This window comes from Nostoc sp. FACHB-892 (assembly GCF_014698795.1).
GTDB lineage: Bacteria > Cyanobacteriota > Cyanobacteriia > Cyanobacteriales > Nostocaceae > Nostoc.
In genome coordinates, this window is record NZ_JACJTR010000071.1 from 1 (window position 1) to 20,238 (window position 20,238).

General features: G+C 41.9%; 19 protein-coding genes and 1 pseudogene. 13 read left to right on the forward strand and 7 right to left on the reverse strand.

Annotation, left to right across the window (positions count from 1 at the left end):
- Positions 1 to 226, reverse strand: a 226-nt coding sequence (locus tag H6G96_RS37070; protein ID WP_190919111.1) for a TetR/AcrR family transcriptional regulator, incomplete at its 3' end; no start/stop codon positions are given.
- A gap of 83 nt (positions 227 to 309) precedes the next feature.
- Between H6G96_RS37070 and H6G96_RS37075 the strand changes: the two genes are divergently transcribed.
- Positions 310 to 738: a DUF5367 domain-containing protein gene (locus tag H6G96_RS37075; RefSeq protein ID WP_190919114.1), complete on the forward strand. Its 429-nt coding sequence runs from the start codon at positions 310 to 312 to the stop codon at positions 736 to 738.
- A gap of 113 nt (positions 739 to 851) precedes the next feature.
- Here H6G96_RS37075 and H6G96_RS37080 read toward each other — a convergent pair whose 3' ends face one another.
- Positions 852 to 5,126 (reverse strand): strawberry notch family protein, encoded by a 4,275-nt coding sequence (locus tag H6G96_RS37080; RefSeq protein WP_190919117.1) that lies wholly within the window; start codon positions 5,124 to 5,126, stop codon positions 852 to 854.
- A gap of 145 nt (positions 5,127 to 5,271) precedes the next feature.
- Positions 5,272 to 5,718, reverse strand: a complete 447-nt coding sequence (locus H6G96_RS37085; RefSeq protein ID WP_190919120.1) for a hypothetical protein — start codon at positions 5,716 to 5,718, stop codon at positions 5,272 to 5,274.
- 370 nt (positions 5,719 to 6,088) lie between these two features.
- On the opposite strand from H6G96_RS37085, the gene H6G96_RS37090 reads away from it, so the two are divergent.
- The 7 genes from H6G96_RS37090 to H6G96_RS37120 all read left to right on the forward strand — a co-directional run bounded on the left by H6G96_RS37090 (position 6,089) and on the right by H6G96_RS37120 (position 9,966).
- Positions 6,089 to 7,039 carry an RpoD/SigA family RNA polymerase sigma factor gene (locus tag H6G96_RS37090; protein WP_190919122.1) on the forward strand — a complete coding sequence of 317 codons (951 nt, stop codon included), beginning with the start codon at positions 6,089 to 6,091 and terminating at the stop codon, positions 7,037 to 7,039.
- A 244-nt stretch (positions 7,040 to 7,283) separates the two neighbouring features.
- Positions 7,284 to 7,640 carry a hypothetical protein gene (locus H6G96_RS37095; RefSeq protein ID WP_190919126.1) on the forward strand — a complete coding sequence of 119 codons (357 nt, stop codon included), beginning with the start codon at positions 7,284 to 7,286 and terminating at the stop codon, positions 7,638 to 7,640.
- A gap of 36 nt (positions 7,641 to 7,676) precedes the next feature.
- A complete protein-coding gene (locus H6G96_RS37100; RefSeq protein WP_190919128.1) occupies positions 7,677 to 7,877 on the forward strand; it encodes a hypothetical protein in 201 nt (66 codons plus the stop codon).
- Between the two features lie 19 nt (positions 7,878 to 7,896).
- Complete coding sequence (locus tag H6G96_RS37105) at positions 7,897 to 8,145, forward strand: hypothetical protein (RefSeq protein WP_190919131.1); 249 nt, start codon at positions 7,897 to 7,899, stop codon at positions 8,143 to 8,145.
- A 168-nt stretch (positions 8,146 to 8,313) separates the two neighbouring features.
- Positions 8,314 to 8,574 (forward strand): hypothetical protein, encoded by a 261-nt coding sequence (locus H6G96_RS37110; RefSeq protein WP_199327300.1) that lies wholly within the window; start codon positions 8,314 to 8,316, stop codon positions 8,572 to 8,574.
- Between the two features lie 279 nt (positions 8,575 to 8,853).
- On the forward strand, positions 8,854 to 9,108 hold the full coding sequence (locus tag H6G96_RS37115; RefSeq protein ID WP_190919134.1) for a hypothetical protein: 255 nt from the start codon (positions 8,854 to 8,856) through the stop codon (positions 9,106 to 9,108).
- Positions 9,109 to 9,372: 264 nt separating this feature from the next.
- On the forward strand, positions 9,373 to 9,966 hold the full coding sequence (locus H6G96_RS37120) for a DUF1579 domain-containing protein (RefSeq protein WP_242063585.1): 594 nt from the start codon (positions 9,373 to 9,375) through the stop codon (positions 9,964 to 9,966).
- Between the two features lie 191 nt (positions 9,967 to 10,157).
- Here the strand turns inward: H6G96_RS37120 and H6G96_RS37125 are convergent, their stop codons facing one another.
- Positions 10,158 to 10,526, reverse strand: coding sequence for a hypothetical protein (locus tag H6G96_RS37125; RefSeq protein ID WP_190919136.1), 369 nt, complete (start codon positions 10,524 to 10,526; stop codon positions 10,158 to 10,160).
- A 282-nt stretch (positions 10,527 to 10,808) separates the two neighbouring features.
- On the opposite strand from H6G96_RS37125, the gene H6G96_RS37130 reads away from it, so the two are divergent.
- The 4 genes from H6G96_RS37130 to H6G96_RS37140 all read left to right on the forward strand — a co-directional run bounded on the left by H6G96_RS37130 (position 10,809) and on the right by H6G96_RS37140 (position 16,346).
- Positions 10,809 to 11,108, forward strand: coding sequence for a hypothetical protein (locus H6G96_RS37130; protein WP_190919138.1), 300 nt, complete (start codon positions 10,809 to 10,811; stop codon positions 11,106 to 11,108).
- A 215-nt stretch (positions 11,109 to 11,323) separates the two neighbouring features.
- The gene (locus H6G96_RS42680) at positions 11,324 to 11,458 is read left to right on the forward strand and encodes a hypothetical protein (protein ID WP_277933072.1); all 135 of its coding nucleotides are present in this window, start codon (positions 11,324 to 11,326) and stop codon (positions 11,456 to 11,458) included.
- Between the two features lies 1 nt (position 11,459).
- Positions 11,460 to 15,674: a DEAD/DEAH box helicase gene (locus H6G96_RS37135; RefSeq protein WP_190919140.1), complete on the forward strand. Its 4,215-nt coding sequence runs from the start codon at positions 11,460 to 11,462 to the stop codon at positions 15,672 to 15,674.
- A 162-nt stretch (positions 15,675 to 15,836) separates the two neighbouring features.
- A complete protein-coding gene (locus tag H6G96_RS37140) occupies positions 15,837 to 16,346 on the forward strand; it encodes an NUDIX domain-containing protein (RefSeq protein ID WP_190919142.1) in 510 nt (169 codons plus the stop codon).
- Positions 16,347 to 16,545: 199 nt separating this feature from the next.
- Here the strand turns inward: H6G96_RS37140 and pepE are convergent, their stop codons facing one another.
- Positions 16,546 to 17,265 (reverse strand): dipeptidase PepE, encoded by a 720-nt coding sequence (gene pepE, locus H6G96_RS37145; RefSeq protein ID WP_190919144.1) that lies wholly within the window; start codon positions 17,263 to 17,265, stop codon positions 16,546 to 16,548.
- A gap of 114 nt (positions 17,266 to 17,379) precedes the next feature.
- Complete coding sequence (locus tag H6G96_RS37150) at positions 17,380 to 18,255, reverse strand: alpha/beta hydrolase (protein WP_190919146.1); 876 nt, start codon at positions 18,253 to 18,255, stop codon at positions 17,380 to 17,382.
- Between the two features lie 509 nt (positions 18,256 to 18,764).
- Between H6G96_RS37150 and H6G96_RS37155 the strand changes: the two genes are divergently transcribed.
- Complete coding sequence (locus tag H6G96_RS37155; protein WP_190919149.1) at positions 18,765 to 19,217, forward strand: DUF1392 family protein; 453 nt, start codon at positions 18,765 to 18,767, stop codon at positions 19,215 to 19,217.
- A gap of 191 nt (positions 19,218 to 19,408) precedes the next feature.
- Here H6G96_RS37155 and H6G96_RS37160 read toward each other — a convergent pair.
- Positions 19,409 to 20,238: pseudogene (locus H6G96_RS37160) on the reverse strand (hypothetical protein); the annotation flags it as partial.

Below are 20,238 nucleotides of genomic sequence, written 5' to 3' on the forward strand. Positions count from 1 at the left end.
TTTGAAATGACCATAGCTTTTGGCGCAAGCGAGTCTCTAACAGACCAATGAGTTGTCGCTCCAATTCTTGTTTTGAGCCAAAGTGGTAAACGAGCATTCGTCCGCTAGTGCCTATCTTGTTAGCGATCATATTGATGCTCGAATCCAATGCTCCTGTCTCGATTGCAGCAGATAGACATTGTTCCAAAAGTTCTTGCTTCTTTTGAGGTTCAGTAGGTCGGCTCATGAGTTGACAGTTAATGTAATAGCTATTACATTAATTATTAACGTAATAGCTATTACGTTAACATCATTAAGCAGGGCAAAACCATGAGTACAAAAGACAAGATTGGCTTCATCTCACTCGGCTTCTTCATCTGGGCAGCAGGGACATCAGTTTATCGCATAACTGGTTCATCCTTCTTTGAAGGTTCTGCTGTTGGGTATTGGCTCAACGTAATCTTCACGGGCATTTTCTACACTGTTGTTTCTTTAAGACTGATGAAGTGGCGCAACATTAAGCAGAAAGACTGGTTACAGGGTGCAATTTGTATTGCCTTGCCAGGAATGTTGGGCGAAATTCCAATTCTTGCTGGTTTTTCAGAATTCATGAGCAATATGCAACCCGAAACAGCAGGGCGATATGCAGCTTTTTTGTTTGGAGGGTACTCGACACTGATCGGTGCTGCTTGGTTCATGTCTGCAAAAGCCATTTCGCAGTCTATTTCTGAGACACGGCTTGTAAGCACAGGGCAATAAAACCTAGAGTGCGCTCTAGTAGTCTGCCAAGGAAACAATGCAAAGAAGGTCATCACACTATTGTTTGAGCGAAAAATAAGCTGATGTATTTATTAGATACATCAGCTTTTGACTTATCCCAAGATTTCAATCACAGCCGCGAGAATAGCTGGTGCTTTGTCTGAAACCGGAATGAATAGGCGCTTTTGCCAGTTGATGATCTCGGTGAAACATCCAGCAGCTAACAGTCGCTCTGCCAGTGAGATAGCATTAACCAGTTCTATGCGAGGTTCATTAGCAACGAAAGACCGCCGCAGAGTAATTCCTCCTGGTAGTTGCTGTGTATATCTCTCGTTCAGTACCAGCTTCACAAGTTCTTCTGGAGAAAGCAGCTGATTTCTTAGTCCAAGTTGTTCGCGCACGGTTTGAATGTCGTGAGCATTCACCACCCGACCGAGAATCTTTTGTCCATTGCTAGTTTGCAACCGGAAGACTCGGCTATTGTGCTGCGGCAAGATTTTCCAAATGGGCAACAAAATACCGGTGACTAAGTGCAGATAATCGGTTGTGAACTTGGGCAGTGTGTCCACTTCCTTCGACCACCCTGCGACAAACGCATCGACACAAACCGCTTTCCAAGTGGAAGATTCTAAATCCTTGACTGGTATACGGATTTCTTTCTGTGGACGGACGAGTAACACTCTTGGTACAACACCACCATCAGCATCGTAAATACTATGTGTCGGAATTGACACAGCAGCATGACCAGACTTGGTGTTAACCATCAATTTCCCCTGGTACATACTGGCAAACTCAAGCATTTCGTCAGCCGTTATGATGTTATTCTTCTGAGTGCGTTCTATCTTGAGATAGTTCGTTACGCTACCTGTGGCAGGGTGGGTGTACACAGCTTCCTGGCTCTCAACAGTAAACCGTTCAGCCCGTAAAGTCTCCACACCCATCTCATATACACCAGCCGCGATCGCTGCTTCAATCTGTTGACTTAGCAACAACTCAAAACGCTCGAAAATGATGTTTTGCATATCGATGCGTAAAGCCAGCAGCCGATTAAGGAATTGCCGCAATGGAGGCAAGTCGATTTTCATCCCGCCTTCGTGAGAGGTTAAGCACAGTCCAGTCATTTGCTCGAACTTTCCTAAAGGCACTTCATAAAATCGACCTTGGTATATTTGTCTGAATAACTCATACAGGGCGTGTTCTGCATAGTTAGACTCCAGATTATCCTTAGCCTCAAATATCCCATTGCCACCCGTCTGCCGTTGACCACGAGTAAGAGCGCCCAAGCTATCCAGCCTTCGAGCAATGGTTGAGATAAAGCGGCGTTCACCGATGACGTTAGTGGTAACAGGTCTGAACACGGGTGCTGATGCTTGGTTTGTGCGGTGTGAGCGCCCAAGTCCTTGGATTGCGTTGTCTGCTCTCCATCCGGCTTCAAGCAGGTAGTGCGATCGCCGCCGACGATTCGCAGCATTTAGATCAGCATGATAACTTCTGCCTGTCGCACCAGCGTCACTGAAGATGAGGATTTGTTTGTCACCCTGCATGAATGCAGCAGTTTCAGCAATATTCGCGCCACTACCCCGTGAATCAACGAACAAACGTCCAGATTCATCTTTCAGAACTCGTTTGCTACGACCTGTAACTTCGGCAATTTGTTTGTGCCCAAAGTGCCACAGCAATTGTTCTAATGCGCCAGGGATTGGGTCAAGGCTTGCTAACTTATCGACTAAAGCATCTCTCAAAGCTACAGCTTCTTGGGAAATAACTGGAGAGCCATCAGCGTCAAAGACCGGCTCGGATCTTTCTTCTCCATCAACGCCAGAATGAATGGAATGCAGATGAACAGGGAAAGCACTCATCAGGTAATCCATCACATATTCTCGTGGGGTCAAGTCAAGATTGAGATCCTTCCATTCGGAAGCCGTAACTTCATCAAGTCGTCGTTTCAAAAGCTCTTCATTAGTCGAAACTATTTGAATGACAATTGCAAGACCAAGGGCAAGATCCTGCTCAATCGCTTTGATCAGGGTGGGGCATTTCATCCCGGTCAGCAGATGATTGAAGAATCTCTGTTTATGGCTTTCAAACTGCGACTTAGCAGACATCTTAGCAGCACGATTGTACGTTTTTGCGCCAGTTATATTGCAAGCTTCTAACGCTTTCTCTAAATTATTATGAATAACCTGAAAAGCATCGGAATAGCTGTTATAGCTCCGTTCCTGCCTCGGCGTTAACTCAATTTCGAGAGTTTGATACTCAACTCCCTCGAATGAAAGGCTCCGCGCCAGATACAGTCCCAAAGCCTTGAGATCCCTGGCGACCACTTCCATCGCCGCGATACCACCGCCCTCAATGGATTCCACAAAATCCTCACGAGAGCTAAACGGAAAGTCGCCGGTTTGCCAAAGACCGAGACGATTTGCATAAGATAGGTTAGAAACCTTTGTCGCTCCAGTCGCAGAGACATAGATAACCCGTGCCTGCGGTAATGCGTTTTGCAACCTCAGCCCAATAATACCTTGCTGGGATGCTGCAATCATACCGAGTTTACCCTCCTGGGCCATCGCATTGCCCATACTGTGGCACTCGTCATAAGCGATTGCACCATCAAACTCCTTACCTGCCCATTCAACAATTTGCTTGAGCCGACTTTTACCACCCTTTTGAGAACGTAAAGTTGAGTACGTGCAGAATAGAATACCTTGGGTGAAAGGGATGGGGTCGCCAAGTTTGATGTTACCCAGGTCAATGATATCTTTCTCACTACCTCCGAGCGCACACCAGTCTCTACGGGCATCTTCAATTAAGGCAGAACTTTTTGATACCCAAATTGCTTTTCTTCGTTGCTGACACCAGTTGTCGAGGATGATTCCTGCACATTGTCTACCCTTACCAGCACCCGTCCCATCGCCTAAGAACCAGCCACGACGAAATTTAACAGCATTTTCTTCGCCTTGAGCCGCTACAGTCACATTATCCCATGAATCGTCTACCAAGTAAGAACCTGATAGAAACTCAGAGTGGGCAAGACCAGCGTAGATCACGCTTTCTAATTGTGCTTCAGATAGCAATCCTTGGGTGATGATGTGCTGAGGTAAGTGGGGTTTGTATGTGGGAGCCGGGGGAGAGACTAAGGCTAGTGCTGCACTTTCGCAAAGCAAGGACGGATGGGGTAGAGCATCCTTGATTCTTAATCTTTGAGGGCGGTATGTTTCGTAGAGGGTATCCTTTAAACCCTCACTAGCCGTCCACTCGATAACCTCATACTCCAGCACTACTACGTCGTCTGGAAGAAAGGAAACTGGATGTGGTTCTGCCACTACGGTACGCTTGGGCAATTTAACAACCTTTGCCACCGCAGCCGCAGCTTTAGCAGTTGAATGCTGCCACGGAGATCGCTGCGGTAATTGCTCAATCAACGCCAGCAGTTCGGGTAAGTCCAAGGTTTCTGAAATACAGGGGATGTCGCCGGGATTATCAGCCGGAACTTTGTCGATCACTGTAATCCGAGTGTCGATCTGTGTACCATGTTTTGAGTAAACCTTGCCGTTAACCCCGACTGACATTAAAACTCGTGCTTCTGAGTGCCACCTAACAAAAGTCTCATGCCAGCTTGGGTTAGCCGGAGAGAACCAGTTGGCTGTGATTGTTACCAGCCGTCCACCGTCAGCCAGTCTTTGCAATGCCGAGTTGATATGCCTAGGAGTTGCGTCGGGGTTGCGACTGTTGATTTTGGGAGATGCGGAGAAAGGCGGATTCATCAGCACAACTGAGGGCTGAGTCTTGCCAGCTAAATAATCGTTGATTTGTTCGGCGTTGATCCCAAATAATGGCGTGCCAGGGAATAACCGTCGCAGAATCTTACTTCTATCGGGTGCAAGCTCGTTGAGCATCAGACTTGCACTGTGCAGTTTAGCCATTTGTGCTAACAAACCAGTCCCGGCTGATGGTTCCAGCACCAAATCAGTAGCTTGTATAAATCCTGCTTTGGCTACCAGATAAGCCAGCGGCAGAGGGGTGGAGAATTGCTGAAGTTGTACTGACTGTTCACTACGGCGAGTATGCGTCGGGCAGAGGGCTGTTAATTCTTCTAATTGTTGCACAACCACTTGAGGTTGTTGTGATAAAATCTTAATTCCCAGATGACGCAGATATAAAATTTGCGCCACTTCAATAGCTTCGTAAGCGTCTTTCCACTGCCACGCACCAGACGCAGCAGTGCCTAGAAAGTATCGATTCATCTGGGAAGAAACAGTTTTGGTAGAGAGAGGGCGATTATCTATTAAAATTTTTGCAAGCTCTTGGGCAACATTAATAACTGACTGCCCATAATCGATTACTGTTTGCAAATCGAATAAAGAACCTTGAGTGAAAAGTTGCTGTACCATTGCATCACTCACAATATTATTTTTTCACTTTTGCTATGGCGAAGCCTTTCTCTTATTAATAAATGAGGCAAGTAATTGCCTCATTTGAAATTTTAAACTTTCAAACATTTATTCTTCGGTGATCAGCCGAGGGTTAAAAAACGAATTAGCCAGCTTTGCGCGGTCTGCCTGGCTTGCGCTTGCCTGAAGAATTTACATCAGTCTTTTTAGTTTTTGGCGACTTGTTGGCAGGATTGTTAGCTTTATTGGAACGAGTAGTACGTTTTGGTTGCGGCGAAATTTCTTTAACTGGAGGCAGTAATCTCAATGTAGGGAATGAGAGAATAACTGCTTCATTACTTGTGCGATGAACAACTTCATCATCTAACGCCCAAGGATCTGGCAATCTTTCAAAAGTCATCGCTTGTGGTGTGATTACTTGTGATACTGATGGAATTGTAGAAGTGGCTATATTTTCATTGCTAACCGAAATCACATTACTAGCATAAGCAGCCGATACAAATAGTCCATTAATGAACTGGAATATAACGAGAGTAACGAATACCCAAAAGATGACTATGATTGTCAAAGTGAGTAGAGATTGCGTATCCATGATTATTTCTCAACTAAGTATTTGTAATCTTCAACTGATTTACACAGAGCGTTTTTAAGCCTTGTTCAAATGTGAAGCGAATTTGAACAGAGCCTCTCTTCAAGAGAGGACTTCACTCTAAAATTAGCGTAGCGTCTCTTTAATTTAACTCAGTCAGCTTTCTCCACTACTTTAAAGCCTAGTTATAAAATAAAGCAACTTTTGGGATTTACCTATTTGAAGATTTCAAGTATTATATTTATAAATTTGTTTGACAAAGATAAACATCGGGTTAAGTCTATGGTTAAGATTTGATTTGTTAGCTAATTATTAAAATAAAACATTCTATTCAAACGAAAAATAAAAGTAATCCTCAGAATTAATTGAAAGTATGCCTAGCCCAACTACCGACCTAGTTCGCTCCTACCTCAAAGAAATCGGGCGCTACCCTCTGCTAACTCCTGAGCAAGAAATTACAAATGCTAGGCTTGTACAGCAGATGATGGCGATTGAGCAGCAACGGCAAGCGATCGCACTTCAACTAAACCGAGAACCAACTGCAAGAGAATTAGCTACCTTGCTTGGGCAAACCGAAGCTGAAGTACAGTCAATCGTTCAACAAGGTCAAAAAGCTAAACATAAAATGGTGACAGCTAACCTACGATTGGTGGTAGCGATCGCTAAAAAGTACCAGAATCATAATTTAGATTTTCTCGATTTGCTCCAAGAAGGGGCACTGGGACTACAGCGTGGGGTCGAGAAATTTGACCCTAACAAAGGCTATAAACTATCAACCTATACTTATTGGTGGATTACCCAGTCAATAACACGTGCTGTAGCAGATAAGTCTCGCACTATTCGTTTACCAATTCATATCAACGAAAAGTTAAACAAAATCAGGAGAGTACAGCAGCAACTGTCTCAATCTTTGGGTCGTCCTCCAGTTGTAGCAGAAATTGCCGAATCCTTAAATGTATTGCCTAGTCAAATACGGGAATACCTTCACGTTTCCCGCACTCCAGTCTCGCTAGAAATGCGAGTCGGAGATGAGCGCGAAACTGAACTAGCTGACATTTTACCGATGGATGGTATTTCCCTAGATGAGCAAATAAGTCTTGAGCTTCTACACCAGGACTTAAGCAAGTTGCTGGCATTGCTCAATCCAAGGCAACGAGAAGTATTGACTCTACGTTTTGGATTGTCAGATAATCAGGAATTGACTTTGAGTCAAGTTGCAAAACGCCTAAATCTTAGTCGAGAAACAATTCGTAAAACTGAACATCTTGCTCTCTCTATTTTGCGCTCTCATCAAAACAAGATCAAAGATTATCTTCTTAATTAAGGCTAAGGGTTATTTGACTTTAGTAGTTCGCTTTCGTGATGAAAGGGGGGTAAAGGGTTTAAATCCCTTTTCCCAGCCTGAAAAAGCGCATTTTTGGGTTGGCAGACTACCTGACTTTCCACATCCTGTTAAAAGTCAGAAGAGTGAATAAGGAAGAACAGCAGTTTAGTCGTAGTTGTTCTGTTTTGTCAGGTCAGATTCGATTGGCAACTAGTTAGCCGAAATTTTCTTCTATGAGCAAAAAATGATGCTTATAAATCGATTATTTAAAGGATTGGCTGTTATCTTGACAGTAATGGGAGGCATAGTAATTATTTGGTTAATAGCTAACTTTGTACAGTTGCAGCTAAGGATATCATCCTCTCCTCTTCAAGGCGGTTTAGCCAGAGGGCTTATTTTAGCTTCTCAGGCTCGACAAACTGAACTAACTCTCATACTTTTGTTTATTGCTAGCGCAGTTGAGATTGCTTTATTCTGGCTACTAGTAGTTCTTAATGTTGTCTCTCGACACCGTGGTTTTATAGCTACTTTAGTCCTCTTCATTTTCGTTGGAATTTTCGTTTTTATTGTTTACAGTCAGGATTTACAGGTATCAAGTTAAGTTCTGAGTTGAGACTAGACAACAAGAAACGACCCAATGAAAAAGAGGGGAAAAGGGAACCCCTTGCCTCTGTCTGGTTGCGATCACGTATCCGTCATGAGTTGGTGGCGATCGCGTACCTGCACTTTCCGGCGGCATCGCCTCTGCTTAAATTCTGGCGAAAAACCATCAGATTGTCACTGTTTCACTCAAATGATGCATGAATATATTGATACCAGAAACTATCCTTATAAATAGAACACCGATTACAGAACTGATGCCCAGCAAAACTATTGAAGTCCGAGAGTACACTGTCAGAGCGCACAAGCGGGAAATTCACACTCGCGTTTTCAACTTCGTATGTAAGCAATGCGAACAGCCCACACAACGAGAAACCTTTGGTGTGCGACCGCTCTACTGTGAGCAATGCCGTCCGCCACAAGCACCCAAGAAATCAGTAGTCCCTATACAGAAGAGAAAACCTAGAGCTATGACTTACAAGAGTGGTAAAGACATAGCCGGATGATTTGTTGTCTTAAGGTTTTGAGCGCACGAAAGTGAGTGAAGCAGTGCGCTCATTCGTCCAACCTAACTCAAACTGGTAAAAAGTAACAAGAATGTTTATTCGATAACTAAGTAAGACTAAAATGGGAAGCAGAGCGCCTACTGTTGTCGAAAAAGGCAAAGGTTTTTAATGAACCCATTACCCCCTGAAGTAAATACACCTGAATTAAAACCCGAAAAGATTGGTAGATTAATTAAGCGCTTTGGTATTGGTGCAATAACCGGAGTAGCGATCGCTGGATTGTATTGGAGTTATACAGATTGGTTTGGATATGCAGAACCAATAACCATAGGTATTATGGGTAGCGTGATCTTAGCAATTTTCTGTGGATTGCTAACACTTAAATGGGGATACAAAATATTAGAGAGCTTATTGGGGCTGTTGCCATAATACAAATCTTTTGTATGTAACAAAACTAATTTTATAAGTATCTATGCAGATTACCGCTTCAGCAATTTCACTCAATGTGGATGATGTTACAGCATCGGCAACGTTCGTCACCCAATGATGCAGCTTGCAGTTGCTCGATGTTTTGCTCCCTAGCAAGTAATAGCTGTACTTGTCGTTCGACTTCCTGGCAATACCCGTGTTCACCGCTTTTATGAATGTTTTGGTTTCCAATTTGTCGAGTCTCGACGATTTGGTAACGATGGCTACCTTGTTTATCGCGTGAACCGAGCAGATTGGCATTTGAAAGTGCTATTACATCGCGGTAGTCCAGAGCCAGCAGAACAGAACATCTGCGTCGATTTGTCAGTCAAAACCCTTAATCGTTTTGGTGAATGGGGTGCTGGTGAACCACCCATATCTGTTTTGACCCACCCTGGACAAAAAATTTTTTGGCAAGGTGTCGATTTGAGTCAGCACCGTTCGACTTACCAAAGGAGGGAAACAAGGAAGGTATACCCTGCTCGTACTAAATGATTAAATTTTTTGGCAAGGTGTCGATTTGAGCCAGCACCGTTCGACTTACTAACAAAAGGAAGCAACAGCGAGAAATAAAGGAGGCAACCCCATGAAATATTTGCTGCTAATTTACCTGGAAGAAAAAGCCCTTCAAAAGGAGAAATCATCAGTACCAAAGTTTTCGTCAATCTACCAGTTAAAAACCTTAATCAGTTAAGCCATCATAGTAAATATGTACTACTAAGTTCTTGATTTTTCATCATTTCATGCGGTTCTTAGCCCTTGGGGGCGGCTTCGCCTACAGAGTTGGGCTTCACGCTAATTACATTCCTCAATGATTCATCAAAAGGAGCTAAGGCAATGGAGACAATCAAAACACAACAGGAGCCAACAATGAATACTGAGCCACAAAAAGAACATCAGTGGCTACAGAAACTCGTCGGTGAGTGGACTTATGAAACAGAGGCAATGATGAGTCTAGATCAACCGCCTGAAAGAGCAACAGGAACGGAAAGTGTGCGATCAATTGGTGGACTGTGGGTTGTAGGTGAAGGACAGGGCGAAATGCCGTGCGGTGGTGCGGCAACAATGATAATAACGCTGGGATATGACCCGCACAAGCAACGCTATGTAGGCACCTGGGTTGGGTCAATGATGACTTATCTGTGGTTGTACGACGGTGAATTGGACGCGGCTGAAAACATGCTAACGCTCAATTCTGACGGGCCCGCGATGACGGGCGATGAGAAGATGGCAAAGTACAGAGATGTAATCGAGTTCAAGAGTGATAATCATCGGGTGATGACATCTCATGTACTGGGCGATGATGGGCAGTGGCATCAGTTTATGACCGTAAACTCTCGGCGAAAGCAGTAGCAGAACGCCAGATCAGAAAGGCGGACAGGATGGAGGCAATAGCCAATCAGTTAAACCCGATTAAAACCAAGATTGATGTTACATCTCCAATTTCAAAATATGGAGTTTTGCGTTTATCACGTAGAGTGTAACTCGATGGATGGGCTTGCTACCTCAGCCCATCCTACCGCGCTTGAGTGCAAACGACATTCTTATTTCTGTTTGCAGGTTTTGGTAAGTTCTACATTGTAGAAAGTCCCAGGTTTGGGATTAATTGAACGCAACTGCTGGATAAAAGCATTAAATGTTGTATTGCTTGTGCCGAAGCCAGCTTCAGCACAAGCAGATAAACCTCCTTCGATGGGAATAGATCCGGTACTGGGACTATATACAATGAATTTATCAACAGTGCCAGTGCCAACCCCAAACCCAATAATCTGACGAACTGTTCTCAAAGCTCCATTATCTAAGGCACCACCAATACTGCCAATACTGATATTAACCGCACGACTTTCAGCCACAGCTGGCGCACTAATCGACAATACTGCCCCAACAATCATCAAACAGGTGAACTTCAACATTATCCTCGACTCCAAAAAATTGAAAAACTAATAATTAGGTTTTGACATGGATGAAGTATATCAGAGACGTAAGCCATGTAAGGTTTTCAGATACGCTTGTGTGTGCGAGAACTACGAAATCTCTGATTCTGAACTTTTGAGGATTACTTCAGCATTACGTCTTTCCTTTTCTGAAAAATGTTAATTTCTTAAAAATTCTTTATAAAATCGTGTTTGCAGACAGACCTCTGGCTGTCTAATCAGTATTTAAGGGTTGAGACTTAAGCACAGTTAGAACTCAAGGTGTGGACATCTTCAATTTTGACGGAACAACACAAAGCGTCGCGTTACCCACCTTTCTCACGCCATCCATTCAGTCCAATGCGGCGCATCTGTCAGCAGTTGAGTAAACTTTTGAGGGTAAGCGTCTTCAAACTCCAGCATCACGCCGCAACTTCAGGCGTAACCCCTTCCATCCTTGAACTTCTTGCGTTTCGAGACTATGGTAAGATTCAAGACTATGCAGGAGAAACTTGGTTGAGGCTCAAAGGCTCAAACAAGATTTACTGCAAACACTGCCAGATCAGCCAGATTGGGGAATAAGAGAAGCTTAAGTCGATATTTTCCTCCATGAAGGATTAATTGATGATGCAATTAAAACAGTAAAGAGAGATACTTACTATGATTCCAAACTGGTTCATTGAGTCATGGATGCAGCGGTTTCCCATAGTGTAGATTGGGTAATTGATAACGCAAAGCAGACGGGCAGAACCAATTATGGAACAATAAAAAGCTGACCGTTATGATGCTGCGGTTAATTGGCTAAAAAAATCAAAGCTGCTTATGTTCAACTAGGGCAAAAAGCTGAATGGTTTGCTTCTCGCTCAAAATTAGAAGCGGCTTATGCACGTAAACATAAATTAATGGAATTATTTAAAGAACTGAATAAATAGTATGATTAATTTGGCAACTGATACCACAAAACTGCAAACACAACTCGCCCAGATATACTTCGAGTTACATCCTTCCTTACAAAAAATTATTCAGTTATTTTCGGTAATTTATGCACCGATAGACAAAAATTCATTTGTAAGTTGTATTAGTAAGACTGGCGCTTTAGATGAAAAGAATAAACCTTGGGGTACTAAAACCCTAAGTCCCCAGATTGATAAACTGTTAAAAGTAGGTTTGTTAGTACAGTCAAGTAGATCGAGTCCTGAATGTCATCCGTTACTCACAGAGATTGCTACTCGTCATGCTGTACAAACCGGACAGTTTGAAATCCTCGTCACAGCAGTAGAGGAGAAGCTACCAATACGTACTCACTGGAACAGAGATTCTCGGATATTCTACAGCTTACGCCAGTGTATTAGAGAAATTCGTATTGGTATTTATCGTCAAGACCTTAGTTTTATTAATCAGCAAATAGAAGATTACCAGAAGTACAGTGATAGCGAAGAAAAAATAGTAATAGAAAATATATTTGAGCAGATATACAATAATCCATTTGATGCAGATTGGTTTAAGACCCTTCCACTTGGATTATATGAAAGTGGCATATCAAGTATCCTCTTCAATTCAGCCTTAAAATTATCTGCTTGTGAAGATGCGTTGACGCTGCTGGAAGAAGAATGCTTTAACAGTGAAAAACATTGCTCAGATTATCTACACCTGATTTTGACAGAACAACTGTTGTTACAGGGCTGTACCCAAGAAGCACAAGAAAGTCTGGAGCGTGTATCAAATGACTATCAAAATAACGCTGCGATCTTTTGGGGTTGGTTAAGTTTTCTGCGGGGTGAAAATGAACAAGCCATAAAATATTATACAGATGCCCTGAAAGCGATCAAAAAGGCTACAGGCAAACGGCAAATATATTTCAATACAATTGGGGGCTTATTTTTTATCCTCGCATTGTTAAAAGATGGTTCAGTGCAACGCCTCAAAGAAGCAGAAGAGTATACCAGTTTGATGTCCCGTCAAGGGGATCATTGGCTGAGGTTCACTTATGGCAGACTGAACATGGTATTGCAAGTTCAGCTTGGCGATATTACCCAAAAACAATTTGTAGTCAGTGGTCATATTTCTTCCGTGGAAGAAGAAAATAGCTTACAAACATTGTTTTGTTCGCTATGCCTTTACTGGATGGATGCTGAAAGTGCTAAAAAACGCTTACCTAATTTATTGGAACCATTGTATCGGCGATCGCTCGCCTCCGGTTATCACTGGTTGGCAATGGAAAGTGCAGAACTCCTATCCCGGCTAAAACCAAGTAGTAACTATAATCAACTTGCTCTCGCACTGCGAGAAGATAGCAATATCCAAACAATAGTAGACTTAATTCGACCCCAAGAAGCTTGGGAAATGTGCCTCAATGCCTTGGCAAATCTCCAATCAAGACCACAAACATCCCTAAAACCAGAATCGGAACTGCGTTTAGCATGGTTCATAACCTTCTATCCCAGCAGATGTGTCTTGCAACCACGAGAACAAAAAGTGAATGCCAAAGGCGAATGGAGTAAAGGTCGCCCTATAGCCCTCAAGCGTCTCAACAGTGCATTATCTGAGTTTGATTACATCACACCCCAAGATATGCGGGTATGTAGTTGTATAGAAACATATAACGATGGCTCTTATTACGGGAAAGTTGATTATACCTTCGGTGAAAAAGCCATCTCTGCTTTAATTGGACACCCGTTAGTTTTTTGGGAAGATACACCCACTATTCGTGTAGAAATTGTCAAAGGAGAACCGGAACTACTGGTTAAAAAAGGGAAACTTGATCGTCTCACCTTGGAATTTTCTCCCAAATTACCAGAATCACAAAATATTCTGCATATTAAAGAAACCCCAACTCGGATCAAAGTCATTGAAATTACTGCCGAACACCGCCGCATCGCCGAGATTATAGGTAAAGATAATAAGTTAAATGTACCTGCCTTCGCCGAAAAGCAAGTTTTGGCAGCAATTAATGCCGTCTCTGGTATCGTCACTGTGCATTCAGACATTGGTGGCGGACTCGAAGGTGCAGAAGAAGTACCCGCCCAGACTCTACCCCATATTCACCTCTTACCTGCCAATGCCGGATTGAAAGTCACGCTTTTGTCGCGCCCCTTTGCCCAAGGTGGCCCCTACTACCGTCCTGGTACAGGTGGTGAAACAGTAATTGCCGAGATTGAGGGTAAACGTCTGCAAACTAGACGAAATCTACCCCAAGAGAAACAACTTGCTAAAGCCGCCATAAAAGCTTGTCCCACCTTGACGCGAACTGAAGAACAAGATGGTGAATGGGTTATAGCTGACCCAGAGGACTGTTTAGAATTGCTGCTAGAACTGCAAGCACTGGAAAGTAGCGTAGTTATAGAATGGCCACAAGGAGAAAAACTGCGTGTTAGCCACAATGCCGATTTGAAAGACTTTAATTTATCAATTCAACGTCAGCAAGACTGGTTTGCAGCCAGTGGTGAGTTGAAATTGAATAACGACCTAGTGCTGGATATGCAGCAACTACTAGAACTATTAGAGAAAACCCCCAGCCGTTTTATCCCCCTTGGTGATGGTCAATTTTTGGCTTTAACTCAAGCTTTTCGGAAACGCCTCGACGAATTGCGGATGTTTTCGGAAAAGCATAATAAAGGTATTCGTTTTCACCCCTTAGCAACATTAGGGTTAGAGGATTTTGTCGATGAGGTAGGTAAGGTAAAAGCAGATAAACACTGGAAGGCACATAGAGAGCGTCTTAAGGAAGTGCAGAACCTCCAGCCAGAACTGCCATCTACGCTTCAGGCAGAACTACGTGACTACCAGATGGAAGGTTTTTGTTGGCTGGCGCGTCTGGCAGATTGGGGTGTGGGTGCTTGTTTAGCAGACCAAATGGGACTTGGTAAGACCTTGCAGGCATTGGCGGTTATTCTCAGAAACGCCCATCAAGGGCCAACTTTAATTATTGCCCCCACCTCTGTGTGTATGAATTGGGTGAGTGAAGCGCAGAAATTTGCCCCAACTCTGAATATTATTCAATTTTCTGGTGCTAACCGCCAAAAATTATTGGATGGGTTACAACCGTTAGATATGTTGGTTTGCAGCTATGGTTTATTACAGCAGGAAGAAGTAGGGCAAATGCTTTGTCTTGTACAGTGGCAAACGATTGTCCTGGATGAAGCCCAGGCGATAAAAAATATGACCACTAAACGTTCTCAGGCAGCCATGAACCTAAAATCTAATTTTAAGTTGCTGACTACTGGGACTCCGATTGAGAATCACCTGGGTGAGTTATGGAATTTGTTCCGTTTTATTAATCCTGGGTTATTGGGTTCTTTTGAAAGCTTCAATCAACGCTTTGCTACCCCCATTGAAAAATATCAGGATAAACTTGCACGTAATAAACTCAAAAAACTGATTCAACCATTTCTGTTGCGGCGGACAAAAAATCAGGTATTAGAAGAGTTGCCATCTCGTACCGAAATTCTGTTGCATGTAGAGTTAAGTCGAGAGGAAAAGGCATTCTATGAAGCGTTGCGCCGTCAGGCCATATCTAAACTTACCGAAAGTGATGCAGAAGCAGGAAAGAAACATTTGCAGGTTTTGGCTGAGATTATGAAACTGCGTCGTGCTTGCTGTAACCCTAGTTTGGTTATGCCTGATACGGAATTATCCAGTTCCAAGTTGCAACTTTTTGGTGAAGTGCTGGGTGAACTGCTGGAAAATCGTCATAAAGCGTTAGTGTTTAGTCAGTTTGTTGACCATTTGCACATCATCCGCGATTACCTCGAACAGCAAGGTATTAATTATCAATATTTAGATGGCAGTACTTCAGTGGCAGAGCGCAAAAAACGGGTCGATGCGTTCCAAGCTGGTTCAGGAGATGTCTTTCTGATTAGTCTCAAAGCAGGGGGCACAGGACTTAATCTGACTGCGGCTGATTATGTCATCCATACAGACCCTTGGTGGAACCCTGCTGTGGAAGACCAAGCTTCAGACCGCGCCCATCGGATTGGGCAACAACGTCCGGTGACAATTTATCGTCTAGTTGCAAAAGATACTATTGAAGAAAAGATTGTGCAATTGCATCACCAAAAGCGAGATTTAGCAGACAGTCTATTGGAAGGTACTGATATGAGTGGCAAGATATCAACGGAAGCCTTGTTACAGCTGATTAGTGAAGGTTAAGGCATTTACCAAGGCTTTTTTGACAATAATTGCTCATTCAGTAAGTTGCTTTTACCTGACTTGAGCGAGCGCAAAACTTGTTGCACCATAATTATACCTGAAAATAAGGTTTTGGCACGGTAATGCCTAACCGCCTAATTCAAATTATAAAGGGATTTAATCATGATACAAGATGATGAAATACTTGACATTGTAGACGAAAGCGATTGCGTTGTTGGACAGAAGAAACGTTCGGAAATATATCGTCAAGGAGTATGCAATTTTAGAGTTGTCAATGCTTTTGTTGTTAATTCATTAGGTCAACTGTGGATACCTCGGCGTTCTGCACACAAAACTATTTTTCCGCTTTGTCTTGATGTCAGCATGGGGGGTCATGTTGAAACTGGAGAAACCTATGAAGATGCTTTACAACGTGAACTCAAAGAAGAGTTGAACTTAGAGCTAAACATGGTTAATGTTCGACCCTTGGGATATTTAATACCATATCAGTATCAAGTATCTGCTTTTATGAAGGTTTATGAAATCGAATTAGATTTGAACCCAGAGTATAATAAAAATGATTTTATTGAAAGTTTTTGGTTATCCGTTAATGATTTAATAGAATGGTTAAATAGCGGTGAACCTGCAAAAAGTGATTTGCTAAAACTTGTAAAAATATTTTATAAAAACTAAATAAAGTTCTTTATAAGACATTTGAGATATGTTTATTAGGAAGATTAAAATAAATTAGAAAATGCATATTTACGTCAAAAATATGCTGACGACTGGAAAGGATATTTAGCTAACTGTTCAATGCTAATAAACGATTTTTTGAACATGAATACGGGATTATTTCATGTAAAAATCACACCAATCTAGGTCAACAATTCTATTAAAATATTTCTAGAAGAAAATCTAAATTATCATTAGGATAATACTCTTGCTTTTCTTCTCCAAACTTGAATAAGTATATCGTTTTATTGCCAATCAATCTGATTGATGAATCTTCAATTTTTAACATTGTTCCTTCCGGCAATCCTACAACATAAATATCTGGATTTAAAACCAGAAATTCTTCCAGTCTTTGTTCTCTTGTCTCTCCATTGTGATTTGGGATTACTGCATTTGTATAGTGGGGGTTAATTTGAAAAGGAACTAAATTCAATCCTTGAAAACTTATCGGTTCAATTATTGGCATATCATTACTTGTTTTGATGGTAGGACAAGCAACATTAGAACCTGCACTCCATCCGATATAAGGAGTTCCATTACTAACTTTATTTCTGATGTCGTCAAATAGTTGAGTTTGGTGTAAGCAATGTATTAAATGAAAAGTGTTTCCGCCTCCGACTACTACAGCTTCTGCATTTTTAATTAATTCATGAGGATTTTCAACCGAATGAATAGCATCAACTTCATAACCTATATCTTGAAATACTTTTTCAACTTTTTCGGTATAGTGCTGATAAGTTGAAGTAACGGCTGCAAAGGGGATAAACACTATTTTATTGACAGAGCTTCCTAAAAACTTTTTAATTTCCTGACGGGGATAAAATAAGTATTCTTCACCAATATTTGTTGAATTACTAAGTAATAACAATCTTTTTGACATGGTTTATTTTCTGTCGTTGTAATTATCTATACTAAAGAATGGTCAAAGGAGGCAAGGGGGTAGTGGGAACAACTGAGACGGAGCTTGTACTTTGCCCCAGTTCAAACTGTATCACTATTGCTCAAGTTGACAAATAAAATCCAATATGAGTGATGTAAATTTCTCAGGATACCAGAGTCCCCATTCGTGGAAACCTTCTTCTACAGTAATTAATTTAGAGTCTGGAATAATTGCCGCCATTTCTTGAGCGTTACTTAATGGTGTAGTTAGGTCTTTTTCTGACCATAATAACAAACAGGGAGCTGGGATTTTTGGTAGCAGATGGTTGATATTTTCGTATAAAGAAATTAGCAATCCTTGAATGACATTGACTGTGTTGAACAACAAGTTGTAAGAGAAAACCAAAGGAATATCAACTAATTTCAACCTGCGTCTTGGGAGAAACAGTTGAGCGGTCATTTCGATTGCCCTTCGCGGGATCATCTCCGGTATAGACGGTGTAGGAATTCCAGTACTATCTATCAGAATTATACTTCTGACTTTTTGTGGAACAAGTGTAGATAAAGTAATAGCAATACCACCACCGAATGAGTGTCCTACTAGATGAAATTGTTGTAAATCCAAAGCTTCCAGAAACGAAAGGAGACATTTGCTATAGCTAAGGTAATCGGGAAGTAGCCCAGAGTAAGTTGATCTCCTAAAACTGGGTAAATCAGGAGCAATTATAGTATGGTGCTGTGCTAGTAGTTTCAGTACTTCTTGATAAGGCTCAGTAGAGATTCCCCAGCCGTGTAGAAATAGGATAGGGATTGAACTCGACTCCAACCTACTTTGCTGATAAAAAATAGTGCAATCCTGTAATTCGACCCGATGATTAGTTAATTGGGATTTCAAAACCGCAACCTCATTCGCTATGACTTGGTAAATTACTTCTACTGTGATGTAATAGTAGCAATCCCACAGAGTTGAGGAAACTTTCCCAAGGATCATATAGGTATGACTTATACAAAAATTGGAATTCGCAATTAAGAAATTTAAATTAGTAGCATTTTCAAAAATTGCATCTGTTGCCTAATGAAAGAAGAATTGGTATTACTGAATCATGGGGAATGGCACGAAGATTCGTGTGAAACCTTGTCAGGGCTTTTTGTTGGGGGTAGGGTTGCAGCTTCGTGTGTTTCAGACAATTAAATGCGAGTACGTCAAGCAGTTCAAGGTATAGTCCACACCTACACTTCGGGGTAATTTATTTTGTTCAGACATTTTTGCCTTTGTAAGAGCGTCATTAAAAATCAAGTTGTGGCTCAGTTTAATTCTTCACTGATCTGAATATACACAACCAGCCCAAAAATTAGATAGTTTGGTCAAATGTTCAGGAATTTCACCTTGGAAACCTGTATTGATTAGGAATTGACATAGCTAGTGAAGTGTTGAAATTATATTCCGGATCAGACTGATGCTTGGAAGTGAATATATAAAGAAGAGGATTACATTCGCAGATGATTAACCAAATTACCGCCTTAGAATCCTGTTGGCATATTTCTCCTGGATGGGGTAAGGATATGCCTCCACTAGCAGTAGAAATGTTGGAAAAAGTTTTGTTGCCAATATCAAACTTGTCAGGTTATTGCCGTGGTGTTGAGTGGTCAGGACAAGAATGGATTTATGCAATTGTTTGCCAGAGTGAAACTCTCTACTTACCTGAGCAAGAATTTCATCCAACAAATGTACTAAAAAAGTCCACTGTTACCACTCCAGCCTTTAATTTGGGAGACATAGTTGAGGTTGATTTCGGTGAACAGCCGACACGCCGTATTATTCAAGGAATTTTTAGTCTCAAAGATAATTGGCTTTATGGGGTAGAGTGGCGCTCCCCAACTTTAGAAGAAGTGTCTACCCAAAGCAAAACAATATGGCTTGCTGATGTTGATTTAGTCAATGTTAGTGTATGACCGGTTGGCACTAAAGAGCAGTACCAAGTTAACTAACAATTTGGGCTATTAATCTCAAGTTATTGGTTTTATTAGCTACTTTTAATTATTTATCTAGGCATCATAAAAAATAGAAAAATTTAATAGAAAAATTTGAGTAGTGCAAGTTTAAAACTTGACAAAGAAATTTAAGTTGTATTTGAGATAATGTTTTAGACAGTTAGGAAATAGCTGGCACTAAGGGTGAGGTCGCTAGAACCTTGAATGATCGCAATTAGTTCAGGACTAGTTTCATTCAGAAATAAGGCTGTACCTGTAGCCAAACCAGTTGGCGCTGCTCCCAAGCTATAGCTCGAGTTGGAGCCAGACAATTGCAGCGTATCTTCGGTGGCATTGAAATCAGTAATCAGAGCGTAGTCGCCCAGTCCCGAAGTACTAGTATTACTATCGCTGTAGAAGACACCGACAGTAATACCTAGCACAAACTGATCACTCCCAGCGCCGCCAGTCAAAAGGTCAACTTCAGCAACACCTCTTGCTGGTGTATCTGTTCCTGTGAGTATGTCGCCACCTTCATCTCCAAACAGGCGATCGCTTCCACTGCCGCCGAAGGCAGAATCATTTCCACGTCCACCATAGAGAAGATCATTATCATCGTCCCCAAATACGGAATCATCACCATCGCCACCTGTAATGTAGTCAATTCCTGCATTACCACGGATGATATCATTGGCTGCACCACCCGCTTGTGTGTCGTTGTTAGCAGTACCCAAAAGATTCAAAGCAACAATAGCCAAATTGTTTTTTGTGCTGGTATCGTTCTGTCCAGTAAATTCAGCATTGACTACTGTATTCAAGTTCAGGAGAATACCGTTGGATTGGGTAAAGCTATTGCCTTGGAGTAATTCTGTATAGAGAATATTGGCATAACCATGATTACCAGCAAAATTCCACTGTCCAGGCTGGAATAAGTCATTCCAGTTGGCATAAACATCTAAGGTAGCCAACTGAGAATCATAACCCAAAGATTCACTAGTATGTA

Coding starts and splice junctions, on each gene's coding strand:
- H6G96_RS37095 (WP_190919126.1), top strand. CDS start 7,284: ATGATGCTTATAAATCGATTATTTAAAGGATTGGCTGTTATCTTGACA.
- H6G96_RS37110 (WP_199327300.1), top strand. CDS start 8,314: ATGAACCCATTACCCCCTGAAGTAAATACACCTGAATTAAAACCCGAA.
- H6G96_RS37125 (WP_190919136.1), bottom strand. CDS start 10,526: ATGTTGAAGTTCACCTGTTTGATGATTGTTGGGGCAGTATTGTCGATT.
- H6G96_RS37090 (WP_190919122.1), top strand. CDS start 6,089: ATGCCTAGCCCAACTACCGACCTAGTTCGCTCCTACCTCAAAGAAATC.
- H6G96_RS37135 (WP_190919140.1), top strand. CDS start 11,460: ATGATTAATTTGGCAACTGATACCACAAAACTGCAAACACAACTCGCC.
- H6G96_RS37085 (WP_190919120.1), bottom strand. CDS start 5,718: ATGGATACGCAATCTCTACTCACTTTGACAATCATAGTCATCTTTTGG.
- pepE (WP_190919144.1), bottom strand. CDS start 17,265: ATGTCAAAAAGATTGTTATTACTTAGTAATTCAACAAATATTGGTGAA.
- H6G96_RS37140 (WP_190919142.1), top strand. CDS start 15,837: ATGATACAAGATGATGAAATACTTGACATTGTAGACGAAAGCGATTGC.
- H6G96_RS37100 (WP_190919128.1), top strand. CDS start 7,677: ATGAAAAAGAGGGGAAAAGGGAACCCCTTGCCTCTGTCTGGTTGCGAT.
- H6G96_RS37150 (WP_190919146.1), bottom strand. CDS start 18,255: ATGATCCTTGGGAAAGTTTCCTCAACTCTGTGGGATTGCTACTATTAC.
- H6G96_RS37155 (WP_190919149.1), top strand. CDS start 18,765: ATGATTAACCAAATTACCGCCTTAGAATCCTGTTGGCATATTTCTCCT.
- H6G96_RS37075 (WP_190919114.1), top strand. CDS start 310: ATGAGTACAAAAGACAAGATTGGCTTCATCTCACTCGGCTTCTTCATC.
- H6G96_RS37105 (WP_190919131.1), top strand. CDS start 7,897: ATGCCCAGCAAAACTATTGAAGTCCGAGAGTACACTGTCAGAGCGCAC.
- H6G96_RS37080 (WP_190919117.1), bottom strand. CDS start 5,126: ATGGTACAGCAACTTTTCACTCAAGGTTCTTTATTCGATTTGCAAACA.